We start from the raw sequence: 19,454 nt of genomic DNA, 5'->3' as shown, positions 1-19,454 counted from the left end.
ATCGCTATTGCTCTTTGGTCCGGCCTACTTCATGGCACAGTGTCCTCCTGTCGGTTTACCCGACAGGCACGTAGTAGAGTCTCTCCGAGACTCGTGCATCTGGATCTTTCCGCCTCGGAGAGGCGGAGCTACGAGAAGACAGTGCGCCGGAACGGCATCGCTATTGCTCTTTGGTCCGGCCTACGTCATGGCACAGCGCCCCCCTGTCGGTTTACCCGACAGGCACGTAGTAGAGTCTCTCCGAGACTCGTGCTTGCGGATCTTTCCGCCTCGGAGAGGCGGAGCTACGAGTAATCTAACTTCAAATCTTTGCTACATGCCAGACAAGCTGGCATGGGGCCGATTCCGCTTGGCTCCCCACAAAACCGTTACGGATAAAACCGACGTCCCGAGCGAAAGACGACAACCTTCTAAGCGGTTTGCTCGCTGCGAAAAAACATCGCTCTGACGGCATCAAAGCTCAACACGCGAACTAGTCGACCATGTGCCCCGCGACGTCGCCCATCCTTGCGTAAACCTCACGCTGCTGAGCGGAATGCTCGAGTAGATCGTCGCTGAAACGGATCCGCTTGGGCTCCATCAGGACCATGGTCATCGACCCACCAAAGGTGAAGTAGCCCTTGTCATCTCCTTTCGCGACCGCTCCGGGCGAAAAGGTTTGATGGATCCCACCAACGCAGGCGGCTCCGACTTCGATCATCAGCACGGTCCCCATCGTGGCGGTTTGGATCTCGGTCAGCGTCCTTTTGTTTTCCCACAAAATGGCCAGCCGTTTTCGCAGCGCAATGGGGCTTACCGAAGACAAAGACCCCGGAATCATTTTGGCAGCTCCCGCCGTTCCGGCGATGGGGAAGTGGTAACGATGGTAGTCGACCGGACAAAGCCGACTGATCAACAGGCTCCCATGCTGATAACGCTCCGCAAGCTCACGACTTCCCAGCAGCCGAGCCAGATCCATTCGCTGCCCTTTTACCCAAAACCCATCCGCCTGCGAAATATCGGGGACAACCAACTGACGACCATCCGCCGGAAACACCAAACTATCGACAGCCGCATCGATCGGGCGAGCTGCCGGCTTCAGCTTGCGGTAGAAAAATTCATTAAACGTCTGAAAGGATTCGGGAGGATCCAGAAATTCCGCCGGATCCAGTCCATAGGTTTTGATAAAGGGCAAAACCTTTTCGCGACTGACAGCGGAATCCATTCGGCGTCCGTACCACTTTGAAAACCAAACTCGCTTGGCGGCGACCGCTAATGCGATCTGCCCTGGAAAACTCTGGTAGGTCCAACGAAGAAACGACTCGCCATAGATCTCCTCTTGTTCAAGCTCACCGGAGTAACGATTGAAATAGGTAATCGGATCGGACGTCTGGATAGCATTCACGGGGGAACGGATTTCACTGAAAAGAGAAGCAAGGCAGAACGGAAAAGTGAACGGACTTCGCCGCAATCCTCAAGTCTACCAAATGTCGGGTCGGCACCGAAAGTTGAGGTATAATCCGGTGATGCGCCCTCTAAAAACACTCACGAGATGACCATGGCTTACGATGCTTTTCGTTGCTGGCTTCCCGACCGACGATCTCACGTTGCCTCGTGGCAGGCTCGACTGGCCCCCAGCAGATCGCCCCTTGTCCTCCTTCTAGTTTTCGCCCTTCTTGGCTGCCATCTCCAGGCCGCCGAGGACAGCTCGTCAGCGATTTCATTCAATCAGCAGATCCGCCCGATTCTTTCCGACCGATGCTTCTCCTGCCACGGACCGGACATCGAATCGCGAAAAGCCGATTTGCGATTAGACATTCCAGACGGAGACGAGGGAGCCCTTGCCTGGGCGATCGAACCGGGATCCGCAGAGGAGAGTGAAGTATGGCGTCGCATTTCGTCCGAAGACGAAGATGAAATCATGCCACCACCAAACTCTCACAAACCTTCGTTGACGAAGGCCGAGCAACAACTAATTCGCGACTGGATCGAAGCGGGGGCAAACTACGAAACCTTCTGGGCTTTCACTCCGCCAGCGGCCGCAGCACTGGGCAATGTAAACAACGATAAATCCACGACCAATCCGATCGATCAGTTCGTCGCTACCAAACTGGGATCGAAAGGATTGCAGCCCGCAACCGAAGCCGATCCGCGAACCCTGATTCGACGCGTGACGCTCGGTCTGACAGGACTGCCGCCCACGCTAGAAGAAACAACCCAATTTGTTAGTGACTGGGAAAACCACCCCCACGACCAAGTATGGGAAACCCTCGTCGATCGCCTGATCGCCAGCGAAGCTTTTGGCGAACACCTGGCAAGGTACTGGCTGGACCTTGTTCGATTCGCTGACACCAATGGGATGCACAAAGATTTCTACCGCAATCACGTGGCCTACCGCGACTGGGTCATCCGATCATTTAACGAAAACCTTGGTTACGATGACTTCCTCAAGTACCAACTTGCCGGTGACCTATATCCTGAACCAACTACCGACCAACTGATCGCATCCGGGTTCAACCGCTTGCACCTGATCATTGATCGTGGCACGGCACTTCCCGAAGAAAGCTTCTACAAAAACGTTCTGGACCGAGTCGCTTCGGTCGGCACCACGTTCATGGGATTAACGGTGCAGTGCGCCCAGTGCCACGACCACAAGTACGATCCGATCACGCAGAAAGACTTTTACTCACTATACGCATTCTTCAACAATATTGATGCCGCTCCCGAGACCGTCCGAAGTCCCGCCAAGGGCCTGCAGGCACCATTCATTTCCCTAGCGACGCCGGAACAGCAGAAAAAGCTACAAGAGTACACTCAGCGGATAAACGAACTGGACAAGAAGATCGCGAAAGCGAAAGCAGAGCAGGGCGACGCGAAAGAGGAAACGTCGAAAGTAAAAGAACTGACCTCACAGCAAAACCAAACCAAGAAATCGCGTGAGCAACTGGAACAATCAATTCCAGGGGCAATGGTGATGCGAGAACGCAAGGAACCGCGTCCAACTTACCTACTGGTCCGCGGCGAATACGATGCCCCCGGCGAACAGGTTCAACGCGGGACTCCTGGCTTCCTGCCGCCCATGCAGACACAGGGTGAAATCGCGACACGAATGGATCTGGCAAATTGGTTTGTCGATCCGAACCATCCGTTGACCGCTCGCGTTGCCGTGAACCGATATTGGCAACAGTTCTTTGGCGTTGGATTGGTCAAAACCTCTGAAGACTTCGGCGGGCAGGGGGAGGTCCCTAGTCACCCGGCATTGCTTGATTACCTGGCCGTTTCTTTCGTGCAATCAGGCTGGGACACCAAAGCGTTGATCAAGGAAATTGTCATGTCCAAGACCTATCGACAATCCTCGGTCGCGGCGCCTGACATTTTCAAAGCGGACCCCGAAAATCGCTTGCTTGCACGTGGCTCGCGATACCGGATGGATGCCGAAATGATCCGTGACCAAATCCTTGCTACCAGTGGCCTGCTGTCGCCCGAAATGTACGGCCCCAGCGTCAAACCTCCCCAACCTGCTGGACTCTGGAAAACCGTTTCCATGACCGGCGAAGTATTTAGCCCAGACAAAGGCGACGCGATCTATCGGCGTAGCCTCTACACATTCTGGAAGCGAGCGATGCCTCCGCCGCAGATGACGATTTTGAACGCACCGAACCGCGATTACTGCGTCGCACGCCGCGAGCGAACCAATACGCCATCGCAGGCGTTGCTACTGCTGAACGAACCGGAATACCTCAAAGCGGCGTGCAAACTGGCAAAGGATACGATCGAGCAGTCCCCTGACACGAAATCCCGCGTCGATCACCTTTGGCAAACCATCACCCTTCGCGAACCCGACGAAATAGAAAACAAGGCGATCGAATCTTTGGTGGCTGATCTGATGAAAAGGTATGGCCAGCACCCGGAACTTGCTCAGCAGCTATGCCAGGGAACTGGCGTTGCTGGAACCGACATCGATGACGCCAAACGGCAAGCGGAACTGGCAACCTGGACGGTGGTTGCCAACACTCTCTACAACCTTGACATCACCAAGACTTTGGACTGACCCATGACGCCACATCAGCAATCCCAGCTATTACAGTCGCGTCGTCGATTCCTAACCAACACAGGGATGGGACTCGGTACGTCGGCACTCGCTTCGTTGATCCCGGGGGCAACTCATGCTTCCGAGACCGCGGAAACGAAAGGGACTCACTTTGCGCCAAAAGCCAAACGAGTGATTTTTCTGTTCATGGCCGGTGCCCCCAGCCAACTGGACTTATTTGATTACAAGCCTGACTTGCAAAAACTGTTCAAGACAGAACTTCCAAAATCGGTAAGCAACGGGCAACGCGTCACCGCCATGACCCTTGGTAAAGAACAACTAATCGCGCCTTCAAAATTCCAGTTTGCGCAGGCCGGTCAAAGCGGGCTATGGATGAGCGAACTGTTGCCGCACCTTAAAAAGCAGACCGACAACCTGTGCATGATTCGTTCGATGCATACCGATGCCATCAACCACGACCCCGGCAAGACCTCGTTTTGCACCGGGTCGGAGATCGCTGGCAAACCGAGCATGGGAGCGTGGCTGAGTTACGGCCTCGGGTCGATGAACCGCGATCTTCCCGACTATGTTGTGATGTCGTCGGCAACCTGGAGCGGCAAGGTAAATGTCCAGGCTCTCTACTCGCGGCTTTGGGGGAGTGGCTTCCTGCCATCGAAACACCAAGGATCCAGCTTCCAAGCGACCGGCGATCCGGTGTTGTTCCTATCGAACCCGAACGGCATCGATTCTGAAATTCGCAGGCGGATGCTCGATTCGCTTGGCGACATCAACCGCAAACATTTTTCAGAAATCGGCGACCCCGAAATCCAGACCACGATCGCCCAGCAAGAGATGGCGTTCCGGATGCAGTCCTCGGTCCCCGAGCTAACGGACATATCGGACGAGTCAAAAGAGACGCTCGAGATGTACGGACCCGACATCGACAAACCAGGTTCGTACGCCAGAAATTGTCTGCTGGCTCGAAGAATGGCCCAGCGAGACGTTCGCTTCATCCAACTGTTCCATCGAGGCTGGGATCACCACACGCGATTGCCCGAAAACCTAGAAGGGCAATGCCGCGACGTCGACCAACCGACCGCTGCGTTGCTTGAAGACCTCCAGCGGCATGGACTGCTAGAAGACACCCTCGTCGTCTTCGCAGGCGAATTCGGCAGGACCGTTTACGGGCAGGGTCAATTAACACTGGACAATTACGGCCGCGACCACCATCCCCGCTGCTTTACTGCCTGGTTGGCCGGTGGTGGAGTCCGAGGCGGAATGACGTACGGCACAACCGATGACTTTAGCTACAACGTCGTCGAAGATCCCGTCCACGTACGCGACCTACACGCCACGATGCTCCACCTATTGGGCGTCGACCACACACGGTTAACTTTCCCTTTCCAGGGGCTGGACCAAAAACTAACCGGCGTGGAACCAAGCCGAGTCGTGAAGGAAATCATCTTATAGGAACAGAGTGTGACTCTGGTACCGGCAAGGCCATCGACTTTGGCATCTGCGGGCGGATTTCCTAGCGGATCGGCACAAGCCGACCGGCAAATTCATTGTGGTTTCGATGCGATTGCCGGACGGCTCGCGCCGTTCCGCTAAGAAAATGGATGGCACTGGGCTAGTAGCGGTAGATCAAATCGACTTGGACACGGTCTTGAATGATGTCTTTAAAATCGGACAACGGAAATTCATAGGCCAAACCGATTTCGGTGTTGCTCTTTGGCTTGAACTTCAGGCCAACGTTCTGCGTGACCAGGTTGTTCCCCTCGACATTGCTACTGGACAAATTGAACAAGTCTTGCCCCGCGACGCCCAACGGCAATGCACCAGCTCCGGTGGCGGATTCCGTCCAGTGCCACCAAGCCAGTTCCGTGAACAAATACAGCCGATCGGTTACGCGATAATCAAGGTGATTCGACCAATGGATCGAAGTCGTCTGAGCTTCGCGGTCGACAGGAAAGCGATAACCTACGCTCGTCAGGAAGTGAGCGTTGCCGTTCAACAAACGTTGGCCAGCCGTTCCAAAGACATGGAATTCACCATCGCCGACATCTTGTAAGGTGCGCTGCGAACCAATCGGAATTTCATAAGTAAAACCGACCGATGCCAATCGTCCACGACAAGTGTCTCTAACCAAGTTGTATTTCAAACCCGCCGTAACCGCAGCCCAACCGTCGTTCAGCAGGGTGTCTAGCGGACCTGGATCCATGTTGGCCACAACGTAGCCGTCTTTGACGGCGATCAAACTCAGACGTTCCGACAATGCGACTCGAACCTGCATCGCATACAACTGGACGGAGCCGCCGGGAAGCCCCAAACTGCCGACGCTGTCGGGCAGATTGTGGTGCACAAAGATCGGACGGATCTCGCTCAATGTACGCGGGTCTTCAAAGAACACAAAATTGATCATCGGGCTGATGAAATCATCAAAGCAACGATCGCTTGGTTTAATGAAACCTAAAAGCTTCATACGGCCCAGGCAATCGCAACTCAGGCCGCTGGCTCCACAAACGCCGCACGAATCACAAGACTCACACGAGTCGCAGTCGTATAACGAGTCGCAACTCTCATCGCAGCAAACGGTTTTAAAAGAAGCGTCGTCGCACGTATTGTGACTGAACAAATCACTTGCATTGGCCAATGAAGCCGAAATGACAATTGCCGCGGATGCCAAAAGCATGGTCGTTAAGTATCTAGTCACTCTGATGTACTACCCTAATGCTGAAGCTGAATTGTGCGGACGTTTTTGCAACCGCGCTTATTGATACTCACCCTATCGGACGCAAAAACGACAGGCTTCCAAAGATATCCCACCAGCCGCATAGATTCACAAACCACGGCCAGCAAACGGTTTAGCAGACCAAAGAGCGCGTATCCGCACACCCAAAGGCCCCCATTCGCAGCCTGCGATGACTACATGTCGCCCCCCAAAAAGGGAGCACATGAACGTTTCTTCGACGTGATGACGCGGCATCCGCATGGAATCCTGGCATAGGAGACTGCAAGACGCTTACACATCTTTTGACCTACGCTTCCAAGCCTCATTCAAGCCGACGGGTATCCAGAACACGCACCCGATCCAAGCTCCCGCCTGCCAACGGTTGCATAAAAAAGATGGTAGGAAGCCTGTCATAGCGTCAAACAATTAACGGCCCTCCCGCCCGTTATCTGCCCTCTCTTCTTTTCTAAAAGGGGCAGGCGATTGCAAATTAACTTGAAATAGCATTTCGCCCTTGCTACTTTAGGGTGCTTACTCTCCCCCGAGAGACGCCACAACAGTGTTTTATCTCACCATAGGTATCCCGCCATAATCATCCCACCGTACCAGGAGCTTATTCATGTCAACCATGAAACCACTGTCACGTAATGGTCGACAAGCTTTTACGCTTGTCGAGCTGTTAGTTGTGATTGCGATTATTGGAGTCTTAGTCGGGCTTCTACTTCCTGCAGTGCAAGCGGCCCGTGAAGCGGCCCGGCGAATGCAGTGTTCCAATAACCTCAAGCAATTGGGGTTGGCGAGTCATAATTTCCACGACACCCTTCGTGAATTCCCTAAGAACTACACGAAAATCGGCCCGAATGCATGGGAGGCCGCAAGTGCCAATTTCCATATCTTGCCATACATCGAACAAAACAATCTCTACGATCAAGGGCAAGCCAAAATCATGGATAGCTCTTTGACGGAAGGCCAGCGATGGAGTTTCTTTTATGGAACACTCTTCAACACCCCGATCGACGGCTACAAATGCCCATCGGCGTTGGCCGCTCCACGCCGTGGGACGCACCCCAACGGTTGGGATGGACCAGGGGTTAATTATGGCTGGAGCACAGGCAGCCGGACCGAAACCGTTTGGGCAGGAACTCGATTCAATGGAATGATCGCCTATTCCGAAGCGATGCGTATGAGCGATGTTACCGACGGGTTGTCCAACACCCTGCTGGCATCGGAACTACTGTCCGGCTCCGGCGCAACGGGATCATCGGGCCAGTACCCGTTCGATTTCTTTTACTCCAGCAACGGTCCCTTCAACGCGGTTGTCGACAAAGACTTCCCCACCCAAGCGGAACTGCAAGCGATTGGAATTGCAGCACGTGACAGCGCTTCGGGAGTGCGGTCCAACAATGGAACCATGTGGGGATGGTACGGTGCCGGTCAATCGACTCTCACGACCGCCGCTCCGCCAAACTGGGAATACCCAACAACCGGCGGAGACTGCTGTCCCGGCGGTGCCCATGACTGGGGTGTTGGGATTGTGCCTCCACGGAGTATGCATCCCGGTGGTGTTAACGCAGTGCTGGGTGACGGTTCGGTTCGCTTCATCACCGAGACCATCAACCTGCTGACCTTCCAACGCCTGGGCAATCGTCGTGATGGGCAACCATTAGGCGAATTATAAGAATCATCCAATCAAGGTAAACAACGATGAAATCATACTCTCTATTATTGGCGACCGCCGGATTGCTGCTAGTGCCGCTTGCTGTCGGTTGCGGCGGGGGCGTTAAAGAACAAACGATTCAAGTCAACGCTGCCAACGACCCGCTGTCCGAGCCTCGCTCGTTGCTAACACGCTATGCAGAAGGACAGGCTATCGGTAGCGAATCGATGGGCTATCCCGTCCTGGTCGAAAAGGTCCGCGAAACCGATCCCAAGCGAGCCGACATCCTCGAATCAGGACTGGCCGAACTGCAAGCCGCAACGCCAGCAAAACGCAAAGCGATTGCAACGAAGTTACTGGAGGAACTACAACCTCAAATGCACGCGGGAGAGCCTGCCACAGAAGAATCTCCCGACGCAGACGCCGAATGATCTGCTAATGCCTTTGCTCGGTGGCTGCTGCCACACAACATACGCTCAAATCGAGTCGACGAACCCAACCACTCCGCTAGCCCGACCGTCGTCGCTAGCCGAACTCGTCGAGCTCGATTTTGCGGCAAGCGAGAGCTCACCAATAAAAGTGTCGAAACATCTGCAAGCGGCAGAACGACGACACAATTGAGCTTCGTCGCTGCGTAGTCTTTCCTACGAAACAGGCGCCCCTCAAGCCAACGGGACTCCCCAGATTCCCCGGTGCATCGAGCGCCCTCTTTTCAGGCCGCGTTGACGGCCCGGGTCCTAATGTCGATTCGCCTAACAACCGGCAGCACGAACCGTTCACGGGCCGAAGACTCACGCCCGCAGCTTAACAGTTTTTCTGTTTTTGCAGAAATCACTAATCATTCCGGTTAAATCTCGCCGAATCACTCCTTAACAAACCAGTCCTGCTGGGGGACCGAACAACCCAGGATGGAATCGTACGGCGACTCCTGAGGCACTGCATCGTTATCGTTTTGGAGTTTCTTGAAAATGCGCCACATGACATGGTTTCAGCGTGGCATCGCTGAGCAAGCTCGGAATTTCCGAGTCCTGTTTAGCTTGGTCGCTCTCCTTTCTCTGGGACGCATTACCTGGATGTTTTGCTTGCAGGATTACTGGAGCGAGACCGGGACAGCGGCAGATGTTGCCATTGCGATGTTGCAAGGCTTAAGAATGGATGCCGTTGTCGCGACTTATGCGGTTCTCCCCGCGATGGTCATGATGGTGCTGTTCTTCCAATGGAAAAGTGCCTATCGAATTTCGACACTCTACCGAAATGTTGTCGTCGTCCTGTTTGCAGTCTCGTACCCGCCACTGTGGTTCGGCAGCCTAAATTACTTCCAGGCATTCGGCGAAACCTACAATGTTCGGATGTTCGACATTTTGGATGGGAACCTGGGCCTAATCTATTCGATCGCGGTTGAAGAATACGGACTGCTATGGAAACTGCCGATCGGTGCTGTGCTTTCGCTGGGGATAGCAGCGGGAGCCGTATGGCTGAACGGGCGACCATCAAAACTAGCCGATTGGTGTTCATTTCAGTGCCAAGACTTTCGTCCCCGCGTCGCAGCCGTCCTTCTGCTGGGGATCCTTACGCCCATGCTGCTGCGAGGATCGCCCGGCCCACGCCCAATCATGTATCGTGACGCTTGTGTCACTTCGCAGTGGTGCCTAAACCAAGCGGTGCTCAATCCCTATTTTGCGATAAAATGCGCATGGAAAGAGCGATGTGCGGTAAAAAACAATGAGTTTGGCAAACGCTTCTTGGTGCAGCAAAAATCATCCGAATCGGTCGCCATCTTGGCGGAACTTACCCAAGCTAGCGCAGCGAGCGACCACCAAATGGTGCCGGCTTCTTCAGCCTTCCCTTCGCGACTCACCCAAGGACCCGAGGTTCAAGGGTGGGAACACCCTGTCCTCGACCGAGTTGCCGAAGGAAACCCAAATGGCCCCCCCAGCCATGTGTTCATGCTATTTCTTGAAAGCTATGACGCCTGGCCGTTTCTACCGCAGTACCACCAACTAAACCTTGTCCCGGAGGGACGTCGTCTGGCGAAAGCAGGGCTTCATGTTCGACGCTTCCTACCGGCTGCCAACACATCGGTCGATTCCTACATTGCGACCATCCAAGGCCTTCATCAAACCGACAAGTATCAGCAGAAGCGACTCCCCACGTCGATGGTTACCATCATGCAAGACCTGGGGTACCAAACAAGAAGCATCAATGCATTCAGCGGGCATACGATCGTTGGTGATCGTATGGTAACCGAGCAAGGTTTTGAAAAAAGCTATTTCACTCAGGATATCAAGCATGGTGGTGAAACCAATCACCACACGCTGCACGACCAAACCCTATACAACTTTATTGAAAAACTGGATTTCAACAAACCGACTTTCAACGTCGTCTACACGCAATCCTATCACGCTCCTTACGACATGGATTTAGAAGCGGTCGACTGCGTGGTCCCCCCTTATCCTCCTGAACTTCGCAGCGACCAAAATCATGACGAAGCAAGTCGCCGGATTGCCTACGGACATCTAAAATATACCGATCGCTGCCTGGGCAAATTTGTCGACAAGATGGCCAAACGGTTCCCTCGAGCACTATTCGTAATTACCGGAGATCACTTCGGCCGCCAGCCTTTCACTAAAGACAACCGTGTTTATGAACATTCCGCCGTCCCGCTAATCCTGTACGGACCGAAGATCCTAAAAGGCAAGAAATTTGCCGAGAACGTCGTTGGCGGACACTGCGACATCACTCCGACCTTGACACAATTACTTGCCCCGCAAGGTTATCAATACAAGTCGCTCGGGCAGGACCTATTTCGCCGCAAGAAAGCTTTCATCGCCGTCGGAACGGACTACGTGATGTTTGCCGACGGGACAGTCTGCCTTCGAGATAACGGAACCTTTGAGACCTTTCCATGGGCCTCTGCCAAGGTGCCTGAAACCGTCTGCAAACAAAGAATCGCTACCGCGAGAAAACTATATAACGCCAGCCATGGCCTTGGATACCTGTTTGCGAAAAGCGATTTACCAAAGGCGATCCCACCGGTCGCGCTAGCCCCAACGGGCGATCGAATCACTCGTTTACCTCTCGCCACAAGACGGTGATAACGCGTGCGATTGCCCGAAGCGTGAATTTCCTCAAGGCTGGAGATGTGCAATGCGGTAGTGGCGGTTCCTCGCCGATTACAAGCCAGCGACGCGGCTAGTGCCGTCGGGACAATCATGCTTCAGGAACCACCGTCTGGCGATACTGGCTAGGGCAGTTACGTCGCGATACGCGCCAGAGCGTCGACAGACCGGCAATACGACACGATTCGTTTTACTTCTGCCCGGCGTTTGATGAGGCTGACTCTTCGGGCCCGCAGGCTGTCGAAATCGCAACCCGCTGCGTAAGCTTTGAAATTGCGTTTTTGAGGTGATTGCTGTGGTCAATCGTCCTGATTTCCGTACGCTTGCAGATGCCTCAAATCATTCGGCTATTCCAGCACCTTTTTAGCCCCAAGTATCGAGAGTTCCGTTTCCGGGCTTGCCCCGGCGGACTCGCAACTGGCAGCTACCTTATGGAGCGATCAAAAGGCTGGTGGAGACGAATGAAATAGCAAGGAGACGTGGGGGTAGCTGCCAGTTGTTGCCCCGGACCGGGACAAGCCCGGCGAAAGCAAAGTAGCCAACTCCAAAAAGCGCAACTTCAAAATGCGTAAGCGAGGGTTCCCAGAACGTGTTCCCGGTCCCTCGCTTACGCAGCGGGTTGGGATTTTCTGATGGATTGCCGCACAGCAATACCCCCGCTCGGAAACCGTCCTTATTAAATTTCACGTCCCGAGCGAGCGGCGATTTTAAAAGATCGCAGGTCGCTTAGTCATCCTGCGTCGATCGTGAAGAACGTCGAATTTGCCGAGAAATGCTGTAGCCCATCGCGACGGCGATTGCACAACCGAAGAACCCAGGCAAAGAAAAACCTTTGATCGCGGGCGGAACTTGGTTACTCCATAACGATGCGGAGCCGACGAACAAAGCCGCCGACAGGATTCCCATGACCAAGCGATTAACGATCGGCTCCAGCCGTCGGTGCTGCAAATGAACGTCAAACTTCCCCTGCTTAAAATTATGCAGAATTTCGGCGGCGTCCCTTGGCAACATGCCGATTAGATTCTGCCAATCCTCTGCAGTCGATTTCAGTCGACCGTACAACTGCTTTGGCGAAAACCGCCGCAACATCGCTCGCTCGCCATACGGCTTGAGCAATTCGGCGAGGCTAAACGTAGGGCTAAGCTGATGGGCCGTGCCTTCCAACATGACAAGCACTTTTAGCAGCATCGCAACTTTGGCGGGCAAGTAGATACGATGCTCACGAATGATATCGACGATCTCCTGCAGGCAGCCGCTCAGGTCAAAATTTTCCAGGGATTGCTGTCCGTAGTCGTCGACCAAGTCTGCAATTGCCGACACCATCGCGGGTTTATCAAAGCCAAGCGGTACTTCACCAACACGGGCAACCACTTCGGCTATCTTTTCGGCATCCTGTCCAACAGCCGCGATCAACGCCAATTCAAGATCCTCACGCAAGCTATCGTCGATTCGCCCAACCATCCCGCAGTCCAGCACCCCCAACACCGGACAGTACGTCGCTTCCTCAGCCAATTCACTATCGAACAAAACCATCAAGTTTCCCGGGTGAGGGTCGGCATGATAGAACCCGTCTCGGAAAATCATTTCAACAAATAGATTCGCCCCGCGACAGGCGATTTCTTCCAGATCGAATCCGGACGCATCAAGCTGTGCTTTGTCGGAAACGCTCACACCATCGAACCGCTCCATCGTCAAGACACGCCGCGAACTAAGTTCCGGAAATGGCTCGGCGAACCGGACGCCTTCCGCGTTTTCAAAGTTGCGGCGAAACCGCTGCATGTTCTTCAATTCACGCCCAAAATCCAACTCACTTGTAAGCGTTTTACGGAACTCATGCATCGTCTTGACCGGACGGTACTGACGAAGTCGTTCCGACTGCTGCTCGGCGATCTCGCAGAGCTTCTGCATGATTTCTAAATCGTTCACCATCCGGCGTTCGATACCCGTATGCTGCACTTTTACGACAACCGATCTTCCGTCCAACGTCGTGGCATAGTGCACTTGGCCAATGGATGCCGAGGCAAAGGCGACGGGATCAAACTGAGCATAGAATTCGTCGATTCTTCCTCCCAGTTCTAACTCAACCATATGGATCACCGATTCGGGATCGTCCGCTGGCGTGTTGGCTCGCAGCTGAGCCAGTTCCTGGGCAAGTGGTTCGCCGACCAGATCGGGGCGCGTGCTGAGCACCTGCCCCAGCTTCACAAACGTCGTCCCCAGTTCGGTCAACGCGACGCGTATCCGTGCGTTGGTTGTCAGCCCCCCCTCGGGTGCTGCGCCTCGAAATCGATCAAGCCATGGGACGGGAACCGCCGACAGCCAATCGGCCAATCCATGTTTACCCAGGACCGCGACGACTTCGCGAAACCGGTCCGCGTTGCGAACAAGCTGAGGGACGTCGGTTAGATCCATTTGAGTATCCAGATAATCGCGTGCAGTGCGTCTTGAAGCAGCTAAATGCCAAAAACCGCTATCGAATCGCTCCCGAGCCGCTATTCGGGTGCGAGACAAAAGATTCGGGCAAGTGTTTGGCGTTTCGGAGCCTGGCTTTGGTGCCCGAACCTATTCCCAGAACGATGACTGACCAACCGCCATGCCGGGGGAGGGCTACATGGCGGATCGCTTCCTATCCTAGCGTGTCGGGAAGATTCTGTGGCGAGGGCGTCTTGCTACGAAAGTCGCCTGCGACGAGAGGCTTAGGGAACGACCGATCGGTGGACTACAACCGCCACTCAACATGAGCGGCCCCAGACCTTCGTGCAGACGAAAATCAAAAAGAATCCCGCAGCGCAGAACCTGGTCCCCGGGATCCCAACGTTCAACCATGACGAGAACGCTTCTCTGTCGATCGGTGATTGCTCGGATTCCATCGCGATGAATGTGGCACAGCGGAATCTGTATTCGCCTTGAAGCAAGCTTCGGTTGATCGATCTCTAGTTGGGCTTTGGTTTGATGAAAAGAACTTCGCCACGTTCGATCCAGCCCTTACGCAGGTCGACGCGAAACCATCCGTCGCTGTTCTTTTTATGAAATCGAATACCGCTGCGTTGCCCGAATTCTTTCAAATCGTATTGTGCCCACGTCTTGCCCATGTCTGGTGAAATCATAAATCCTGTCGCGTAAGGCGACGCAGGCGCGTAGTGTGCCGACAAAATCACACCATCTTCGATGATCATGTTGGCCGATTCGTAATGAGGATTGAACAGCAATTCGTGCTTCGTCGTGTCCGCCAGATCAGCCGGATCACATCGAAAAATGCCACGATCGTGAGGCATCGTGCCGTTCTTTCCATTCGCATCGGCTGCCCAGTACAGCTGCCCATCGACAAAGTTGATGCCACCCGATTTGAACCGTGAATTGGAATTCACTGAAACAAGTACCTTCCAATCCCATGAATCATTCTTGGCATCGTAAGTGCCTCGAAGCCAATGGCATTCATGCTGGCTGCTGCCATCAGGGGCGGTCCGATCATGGTCACCAGTGCAAGCGTAAAACGCGTTCTCGTCGGGGTTGTACGTTACACAGTGGATGTGCCGGCAGACGACAGGATTGTCCGGATCGCCCAGCAGATCACTCGGCGTCCCACCAGGTTGCTGGAAGGAGGGACTCTGGCCAAACGAATACGCAATCTTGACAGTCTGCCCTTGGTCCGTCGAATAGTAAATATTAATGGGAACCGCACCGCCTAAAACGTTGCAGTAGTTGCCCCACACCAGCATCTCGGATCCGTCGACGTCCCAAGTATGGACACCGTCGAGCGAGTGAAAGTACCAACCCGGTTTCTCTGGATCGATCGGTCGATGCGGAAGATAGTCACTACCGTCCTTGTCTTTGACGATAATCTCTTTGTAGCTGCCGAGGTTATCCGTACTGAGATACAGACGCGTCCGCGTCGCGAACAGAATGTTTCCGTTTTCCAAGATGCAACTGAACGTGATATTGTCCGCATTACGGAAGATCGCATCATGCGGCCAAGTCTTCCCGTTATCTTCCGACAAGAACACTTTGCCCATGCCAAAACCGAACGCCTTATTGTCTCGCTGCGAATCAATGTAAGGGCCGTCAGGAGCCAAGCGATACCAGAAATGTTCGGTCGATTTTGCGTCCGTCGTATCTGCCCAAGTTCTGTCGATTCCAGATAACAGCACTCCGCCACTTGCCGCTGAAGCAATTAGCAAACGCCGCCGAGTCAATGCAAGGGACGCGTTTTTCTCAGGTCGTGTATTCATGGCGAACTCGTCTGTGGGAGCTGGTAACGGGATCATTGTTCAGGTAATCACGGCTGCGATCGAATCCCTCCGATCCAACCGTGAATGGTCTGATTATAGATGCCACAACGCTCGGCAACGACGTTCGCATGAAAGACAAGCGAGGAATCCACGATTCGGTCACGCTTTTGGCATCTTCGCCGATCTTTGTTAGCGGATCGGCGCGAGCCGACCGGCAAGTACGCGGGATTTCCAGGGCGGAGGCCGGACGGCTTGCGCCGTGCCGCTAGGAAAGTAGTGCGGCGATCTTTGTTAGCGGATCGGCGCGAGCCGACCGGCAAGCACGCGGGATTTCCAGGGCGAGGGCCGGACGGCTTGCGCCGTACCGCTAGGAAAGTAGTGCGGCGATCTTTGTTAGCGGATCGGCCCGAGCCGACCGGCACGTACGCGGGATTTCCAGGACGAGGGCCGGACGGCTTGCGCCGTGCCGCTAAGAAAGTAGATCGACGATCTTTGTTAGCGGATCGGCGCGAGCCGACCGGCAAGTACGTGGGATTTCCAGGGCGAGGGGCCGGACGGCTTGCGCCGTGCCGCTAGGAAAGTAGTGCGGCGATCTTTGTTAGCGGATCGGCGCGAGCCGACCGGCGAGCACGTGGGATTTCCAGGGCGAGGGGCCGGACGGCTTGCGCCGTGCCGCTAAGAAAGTAGTGCGGCGATCGATGGCACTCTAGGACGCGTGGTTTTGCCAGCTCGGCCGCCTAAATGGGCGATGCAAAACAACAAAAGAGTTCACTCATTTTTTCTGCCGGACCACTTTCAACAATTGCTGGAACGCTTCCCCTACAATTGGCTCTCCTTTGGATTTTCGTTTTCTGCAACACGACCCGGATTGCACGGTTCGTTTGTGGCATCACAATTATCGACAACCCATTCGCTTTGCCGTTTCTCACGCCATCAAGATGCCTTCGAGCCGACGCATGTCCGACAATCTTTCCGAAAAGCCCGCCGCCCCCGCCTTGAAATCAACGGCGGAGATCACCATTCGCGTTGTTGTGTTGGGGTTGATCCTATCCGTCGTGATGGGCGCCGCCAATGTTTACGTCGGGCTAAAAGCTGGGATGACCGTTTCGGCGTCGATTCCAGCGGCGGTGATGGCGATGCTGTTGTTCCGGTTATTCTTTAAAAATTCAACCATCCTTGAAGCGAACCAAGTTCAAACCTGTGCTTCGGCTGGCGAGTCCTTGGCGGCGGGCATTATTTTTACGATGCCTGCGATGATTCTGATCGGATACTGGACCGAATTCGATTACTGGACCGTGACGCTGGTTGCGTTCACTGGTGGCCTGTTGGGAATCCTGTTTATGATTCCCATGCGGAAAGTATTTGTCGTCGACAATGACGAATTGAAATACCCCGAAGGGGTTGCCTGTGCCGCGGTACTCCAAGCCGGCGCATCCGAGGAGAAAGACGGCGCCGGAACCAGTTTGATTGTCGGCGGAATTCTGGGTGGCGTGGTAAAGCTTGTTGGTGGATTTCTGGGGCTTATTAGCGGCAGTTTGGAAACAGCAGGCGTCGCCGGTTCCAGGATCTTTTATTTCGGCGGCGACCTTTCGCCGATGCTGATCGCCGTTGGATTTATCGTTCGACTGAACGTGGCGATCTTGATCTTTATCGGTGGCGCGATGGCTTGGTTAATCGGGATTCCGCTGCTGGGCGGTGGGTTGACCGGCGAAGGGGCTGACAGCGCCGTCGATCAAGCGTATGGCATCTGGAGCAGTCAGCTTCGCTATGTTGGCGTGGGAGCCATGGTCGTTGGCGGTTTCAGCGCACTGATCGCGGTGCGACATGGTTTGGTGGCTGCCATTGCACACCTATGGCAGGGGATGACCGGCGATAAAGATGTCACGCAAAAAGACACGGAACGCGACATTCCTTCGTGGGCCATCCTAACGCTGGGTTCGGTATGCGTCGTGTTGCTGGCGATGATGAATTACTGGTTCACCCACAACACGGGGATCACTCTCCTATCGACCGTCGTCATATTGGTGATGGGTTTCTTTTTCACGGCGGTCGCCAGTTACATCGTCGGCTTGGTTGGCAATTCAAACAGTCCGGTTTCAGGAATGACCATTACGGCCGTGTTGGTCGCCGGTGCGTTGCTGTACTTGGCTAATTACACCGGCATGGACGGGATGGTCGCCACGCTTGGTATTGCGGCGATCGTGTGCTGTGTTGCCTGCACCAGCGGCGACGTTTGCAATGACTTGAAAACCGGTTCCCTCGTTGGTGCCTCTCCGTTCAGGCAGCAGATGATGCAGATCGCTGGAGTCTCTGTGGCGGCATTGGTCATGGCGCCGGTTTTGACGTTGCTTCACGAACATGGAGGCGGGATCGGAAGCAAGGAACTGTCCGCGCCTCAAGCCGGTTTATTCGCCAGCCTCGCCAAAGGTTTTGCAGGCGAAGGGGAACTACCATGGAAAATGATCGGAATCGGTGCCGGCCTGGGATTCGCAATCCTATTGATCGACGGAGCCCTGAAACGCAGCGGAGCAAAGTTCCGAGCTCACTTGATGCCGATTGCGGTCGGGATGTATTTGCCATTTGGATTGGCAGCCCCCATCTTGATCGGCGGCTTGATCGCCCACTTCTACTCGAAAGGCAAACCAGAGAAAGAGCACGATACCGTGCTGCACCGCGGCGTGCTGTTCTCATCGGGAGTCATTGCAGGCGAGGCTCTAACCGCAGTCGGCATCGCGGGACTGGCAGCGATCGGAATTCAATCGCTCAAACTTGGAGTTTCACCAGCAATGGTGACAGGACTCTCCTGCCTAGCAGCGGCATCGATCGTGATCATTTTTGTGCTCATGTCAAAACCGCTTGCCAAAAACAACCAGTAAAAATCGTCCTGAAACAGTTGCCGCATGCCGGTATCTGTTTGCGATCTAAAACGTTTGAACCTTCAATGCAGTTCAGCTGACTGCAGTGGCGGCGACGCAGGAAACCGTCACACGTTCAAGCGGACGTTACTGCCCAGCCTTCGAACACGAAGGGGAACGGGTTTTCCGCTGCATAGTCCAGCCCAATGTGCGTACTTAAAACGAAGTGAAAAATGATCGCGTACGCTTTCCTCCGCAGCACTCTTCGAAAAAGGAGCGCCCCCACAACGCTGTGGATCAGCCTGTAGTTGTCTGCCGGGAATTCATTTCACACATGGAGCAAACATGATCTTTCGAATCAAAGAGAAGTTCTGGTCATGGGGCAATGATTTCAGCATTGATGACGCCGAAGGGAACCTCCGTTACTACGTCGATGGCGTGGCGTTCTCATGGGGTAACAAGCTCTCCTTCCAGGATCCCAACCGCAACGAGCTGGCGTTCATTAGCCAAAAGCTGTTGTCATGGAAGCCTCGGTACCAAATCCTCATCAACAATCAGCTATTTGCCGAGGTGATCAAGGAATGGACTTGGCTGAAAAAGAAGTTCACATTGGACGTGCCTGGCCCGAACGACTACACAATCGACGGATCTTTTTGGGAGCATGAGTTTACGTTTCAACGATCGGGACGGACGGTGGCAAGAGTGAGCAAGAAGTTATGGTCCTGGACCGACAGCTACGGCGTAGATGTGATCGAAGGCGAAAACGAAGTCGCCATCCTATGTGCATGCATCGTCATCGATCAGGTCCTGCACGATGAAACGACTCGCAGCAGCACAAACAACTAAAGTACGAG

Annotated in this window: 11 protein-coding genes; 7 read left to right on the top strand and 4 right to left on the bottom strand. The window is 54.3% G+C overall.

Annotated features, from left to right (window positions below; genetic code table 11):
* Positions 1–472: 472 nt before the first annotated feature.
* The gene (locus FF011L_RS00945; RefSeq protein WP_246109652.1) at positions 473–1,384 is read right to left on the bottom strand and encodes a phosphatidylserine decarboxylase; all 912 of its coding nucleotides are present in this window, start codon (positions 1,382–1,384) and stop codon (positions 473–475) included.
* 153 nt (positions 1,385–1,537) lie between these two features.
* On the opposite strand from FF011L_RS00945, the gene FF011L_RS00940 reads away from it, so the two are divergent.
* Positions 1,538–4,030, top strand: coding sequence for a DUF1553 domain-containing protein (locus FF011L_RS00940; protein WP_145349530.1), 2,493 nt, complete (start codon positions 1,538–1,540; stop codon positions 4,028–4,030).
* Positions 4,031–4,033: 3 nt separating this feature from the next.
* Positions 4,034–5,479, top strand: coding sequence for a DUF1501 domain-containing protein (locus tag FF011L_RS00935; RefSeq protein ID WP_145349529.1), 1,446 nt, complete (start codon positions 4,034–4,036; stop codon positions 5,477–5,479).
* A gap of 160 nt (positions 5,480–5,639) precedes the next feature.
* Here the strand turns inward: FF011L_RS00935 and FF011L_RS00930 are convergent, their stop codons facing one another.
* Positions 5,640–6,491, bottom strand: a complete 852-nt coding sequence (locus FF011L_RS00930; RefSeq protein WP_145349528.1) for a hypothetical protein — start codon at positions 6,489–6,491, stop codon at positions 5,640–5,642.
* 868 nt (positions 6,492–7,359) lie between these two features.
* Here FF011L_RS00930 and FF011L_RS00925 point away from each other — a divergent pair.
* The 3 genes from FF011L_RS00925 to FF011L_RS00915 all read left to right on the top strand — a co-directional run bounded on the left by FF011L_RS00925 (position 7,360) and on the right by FF011L_RS00915 (position 11,492).
* Positions 7,360–8,418, top strand: a complete 1,059-nt coding sequence (locus tag FF011L_RS00925; protein ID WP_218932924.1) for a DUF1559 family PulG-like putative transporter — start codon at positions 7,360–7,362, stop codon at positions 8,416–8,418.
* A gap of 26 nt (positions 8,419–8,444) precedes the next feature.
* A complete protein-coding gene (locus FF011L_RS00920) occupies positions 8,445–8,828 on the top strand; it encodes a hypothetical protein (RefSeq protein ID WP_145349527.1) in 384 nt (127 codons plus the stop codon).
* A gap of 537 nt (positions 8,829–9,365) precedes the next feature.
* On the top strand, positions 9,366–11,492 hold the full coding sequence (locus tag FF011L_RS00915) for an LTA synthase family protein (protein ID WP_145349526.1): 2,127 nt from the start codon (positions 9,366–9,368) through the stop codon (positions 11,490–11,492).
* Positions 11,493–12,242: 750 nt separating this feature from the next.
* Here the strand turns inward: FF011L_RS00915 and FF011L_RS00910 are convergent.
* Both FF011L_RS00910 and FF011L_RS00905 read right to left on the bottom strand, forming a co-directional pair.
* Entirely contained in the window at positions 12,243–13,928 is a 1,686-nt protein-coding gene (locus FF011L_RS00910; protein WP_145349525.1) for an ABC1 kinase family protein, read from the bottom strand.
* A gap of 521 nt (positions 13,929–14,449) precedes the next feature.
* Complete coding sequence (locus FF011L_RS00905) at positions 14,450–15,745, bottom strand: WD40/YVTN/BNR-like repeat-containing protein (RefSeq protein WP_246109651.1); 1,296 nt, start codon at positions 15,743–15,745, stop codon at positions 14,450–14,452.
* A gap of 956 nt (positions 15,746–16,701) precedes the next feature.
* On the opposite strand from FF011L_RS00905, the gene FF011L_RS00900 reads away from it, so the two are divergent.
* Entirely contained in the window at positions 16,702–18,621 is a 1,920-nt protein-coding gene (locus tag FF011L_RS00900) for an OPT family oligopeptide transporter (protein WP_218932923.1), read from the top strand.
* A gap of 324 nt (positions 18,622–18,945) precedes the next feature.
* A complete protein-coding gene (locus FF011L_RS00895; protein ID WP_145349523.1) occupies positions 18,946–19,446 on the top strand; it encodes an LURP-one-related/scramblase family protein in 501 nt (166 codons plus the stop codon).
* Positions 19,447–19,454 lie beyond the last annotated feature (8 nt).

The sequence above is a fragment of the Roseimaritima multifibrata genome (assembly GCF_007741495.1).
Lineage (GTDB): Bacteria > Planctomycetota > Planctomycetia > Pirellulales > Pirellulaceae > Roseimaritima > Roseimaritima multifibrata.
Note: the sequence above shows the minus strand (reverse complement) of the source record. Positions and strands in the feature narration are given on the sequence as shown.

Excerpts from the sequence above, each read along its gene's own strand:
- FF011L_RS00940 (WP_145349530.1), top strand. The coding sequence starts at position 1,538 with ATGGCTTACGATGCTTTTCGTTGCTGGCTTCCCGACCGACGATCTCAC.
- FF011L_RS00935 (WP_145349529.1), top strand. The coding sequence starts at position 4,034 with ATGACGCCACATCAGCAATCCCAGCTATTACAGTCGCGTCGTCGATTC.
- FF011L_RS00930 (WP_145349528.1), bottom strand. The coding sequence starts at position 6,491 with ATGAAGCTTTTAGGTTTCATTAAACCAAGCGATCGTTGCTTTGATGAT.
- FF011L_RS00925 (WP_218932924.1), top strand. The coding sequence starts at position 7,360 with ATGTCAACCATGAAACCACTGTCACGTAATGGTCGACAAGCTTTTACG.
- FF011L_RS00920 (WP_145349527.1), top strand. The coding sequence starts at position 8,445 with ATGAAATCATACTCTCTATTATTGGCGACCGCCGGATTGCTGCTAGTG.
- FF011L_RS00915 (WP_145349526.1), top strand. The coding sequence starts at position 9,366 with ATGCGCCACATGACATGGTTTCAGCGTGGCATCGCTGAGCAAGCTCGG.
- FF011L_RS00910 (WP_145349525.1), bottom strand. The coding sequence starts at position 13,928 with ATGGATCTAACCGACGTCCCTCAGCTTGTTCGCAACGCGGACCGGTTT.
- FF011L_RS00905 (WP_246109651.1), bottom strand. The coding sequence starts at position 15,745 with ATGAATACACGACCTGAGAAAAACGCGTCCCTTGCATTGACTCGGCGG.
- FF011L_RS00900 (WP_218932923.1), top strand. The coding sequence starts at position 16,702 with ATGTCCGACAATCTTTCCGAAAAGCCCGCCGCCCCCGCCTTGAAATCA.
- FF011L_RS00895 (WP_145349523.1), top strand. The coding sequence starts at position 18,946 with ATGATCTTTCGAATCAAAGAGAAGTTCTGGTCATGGGGCAATGATTTC.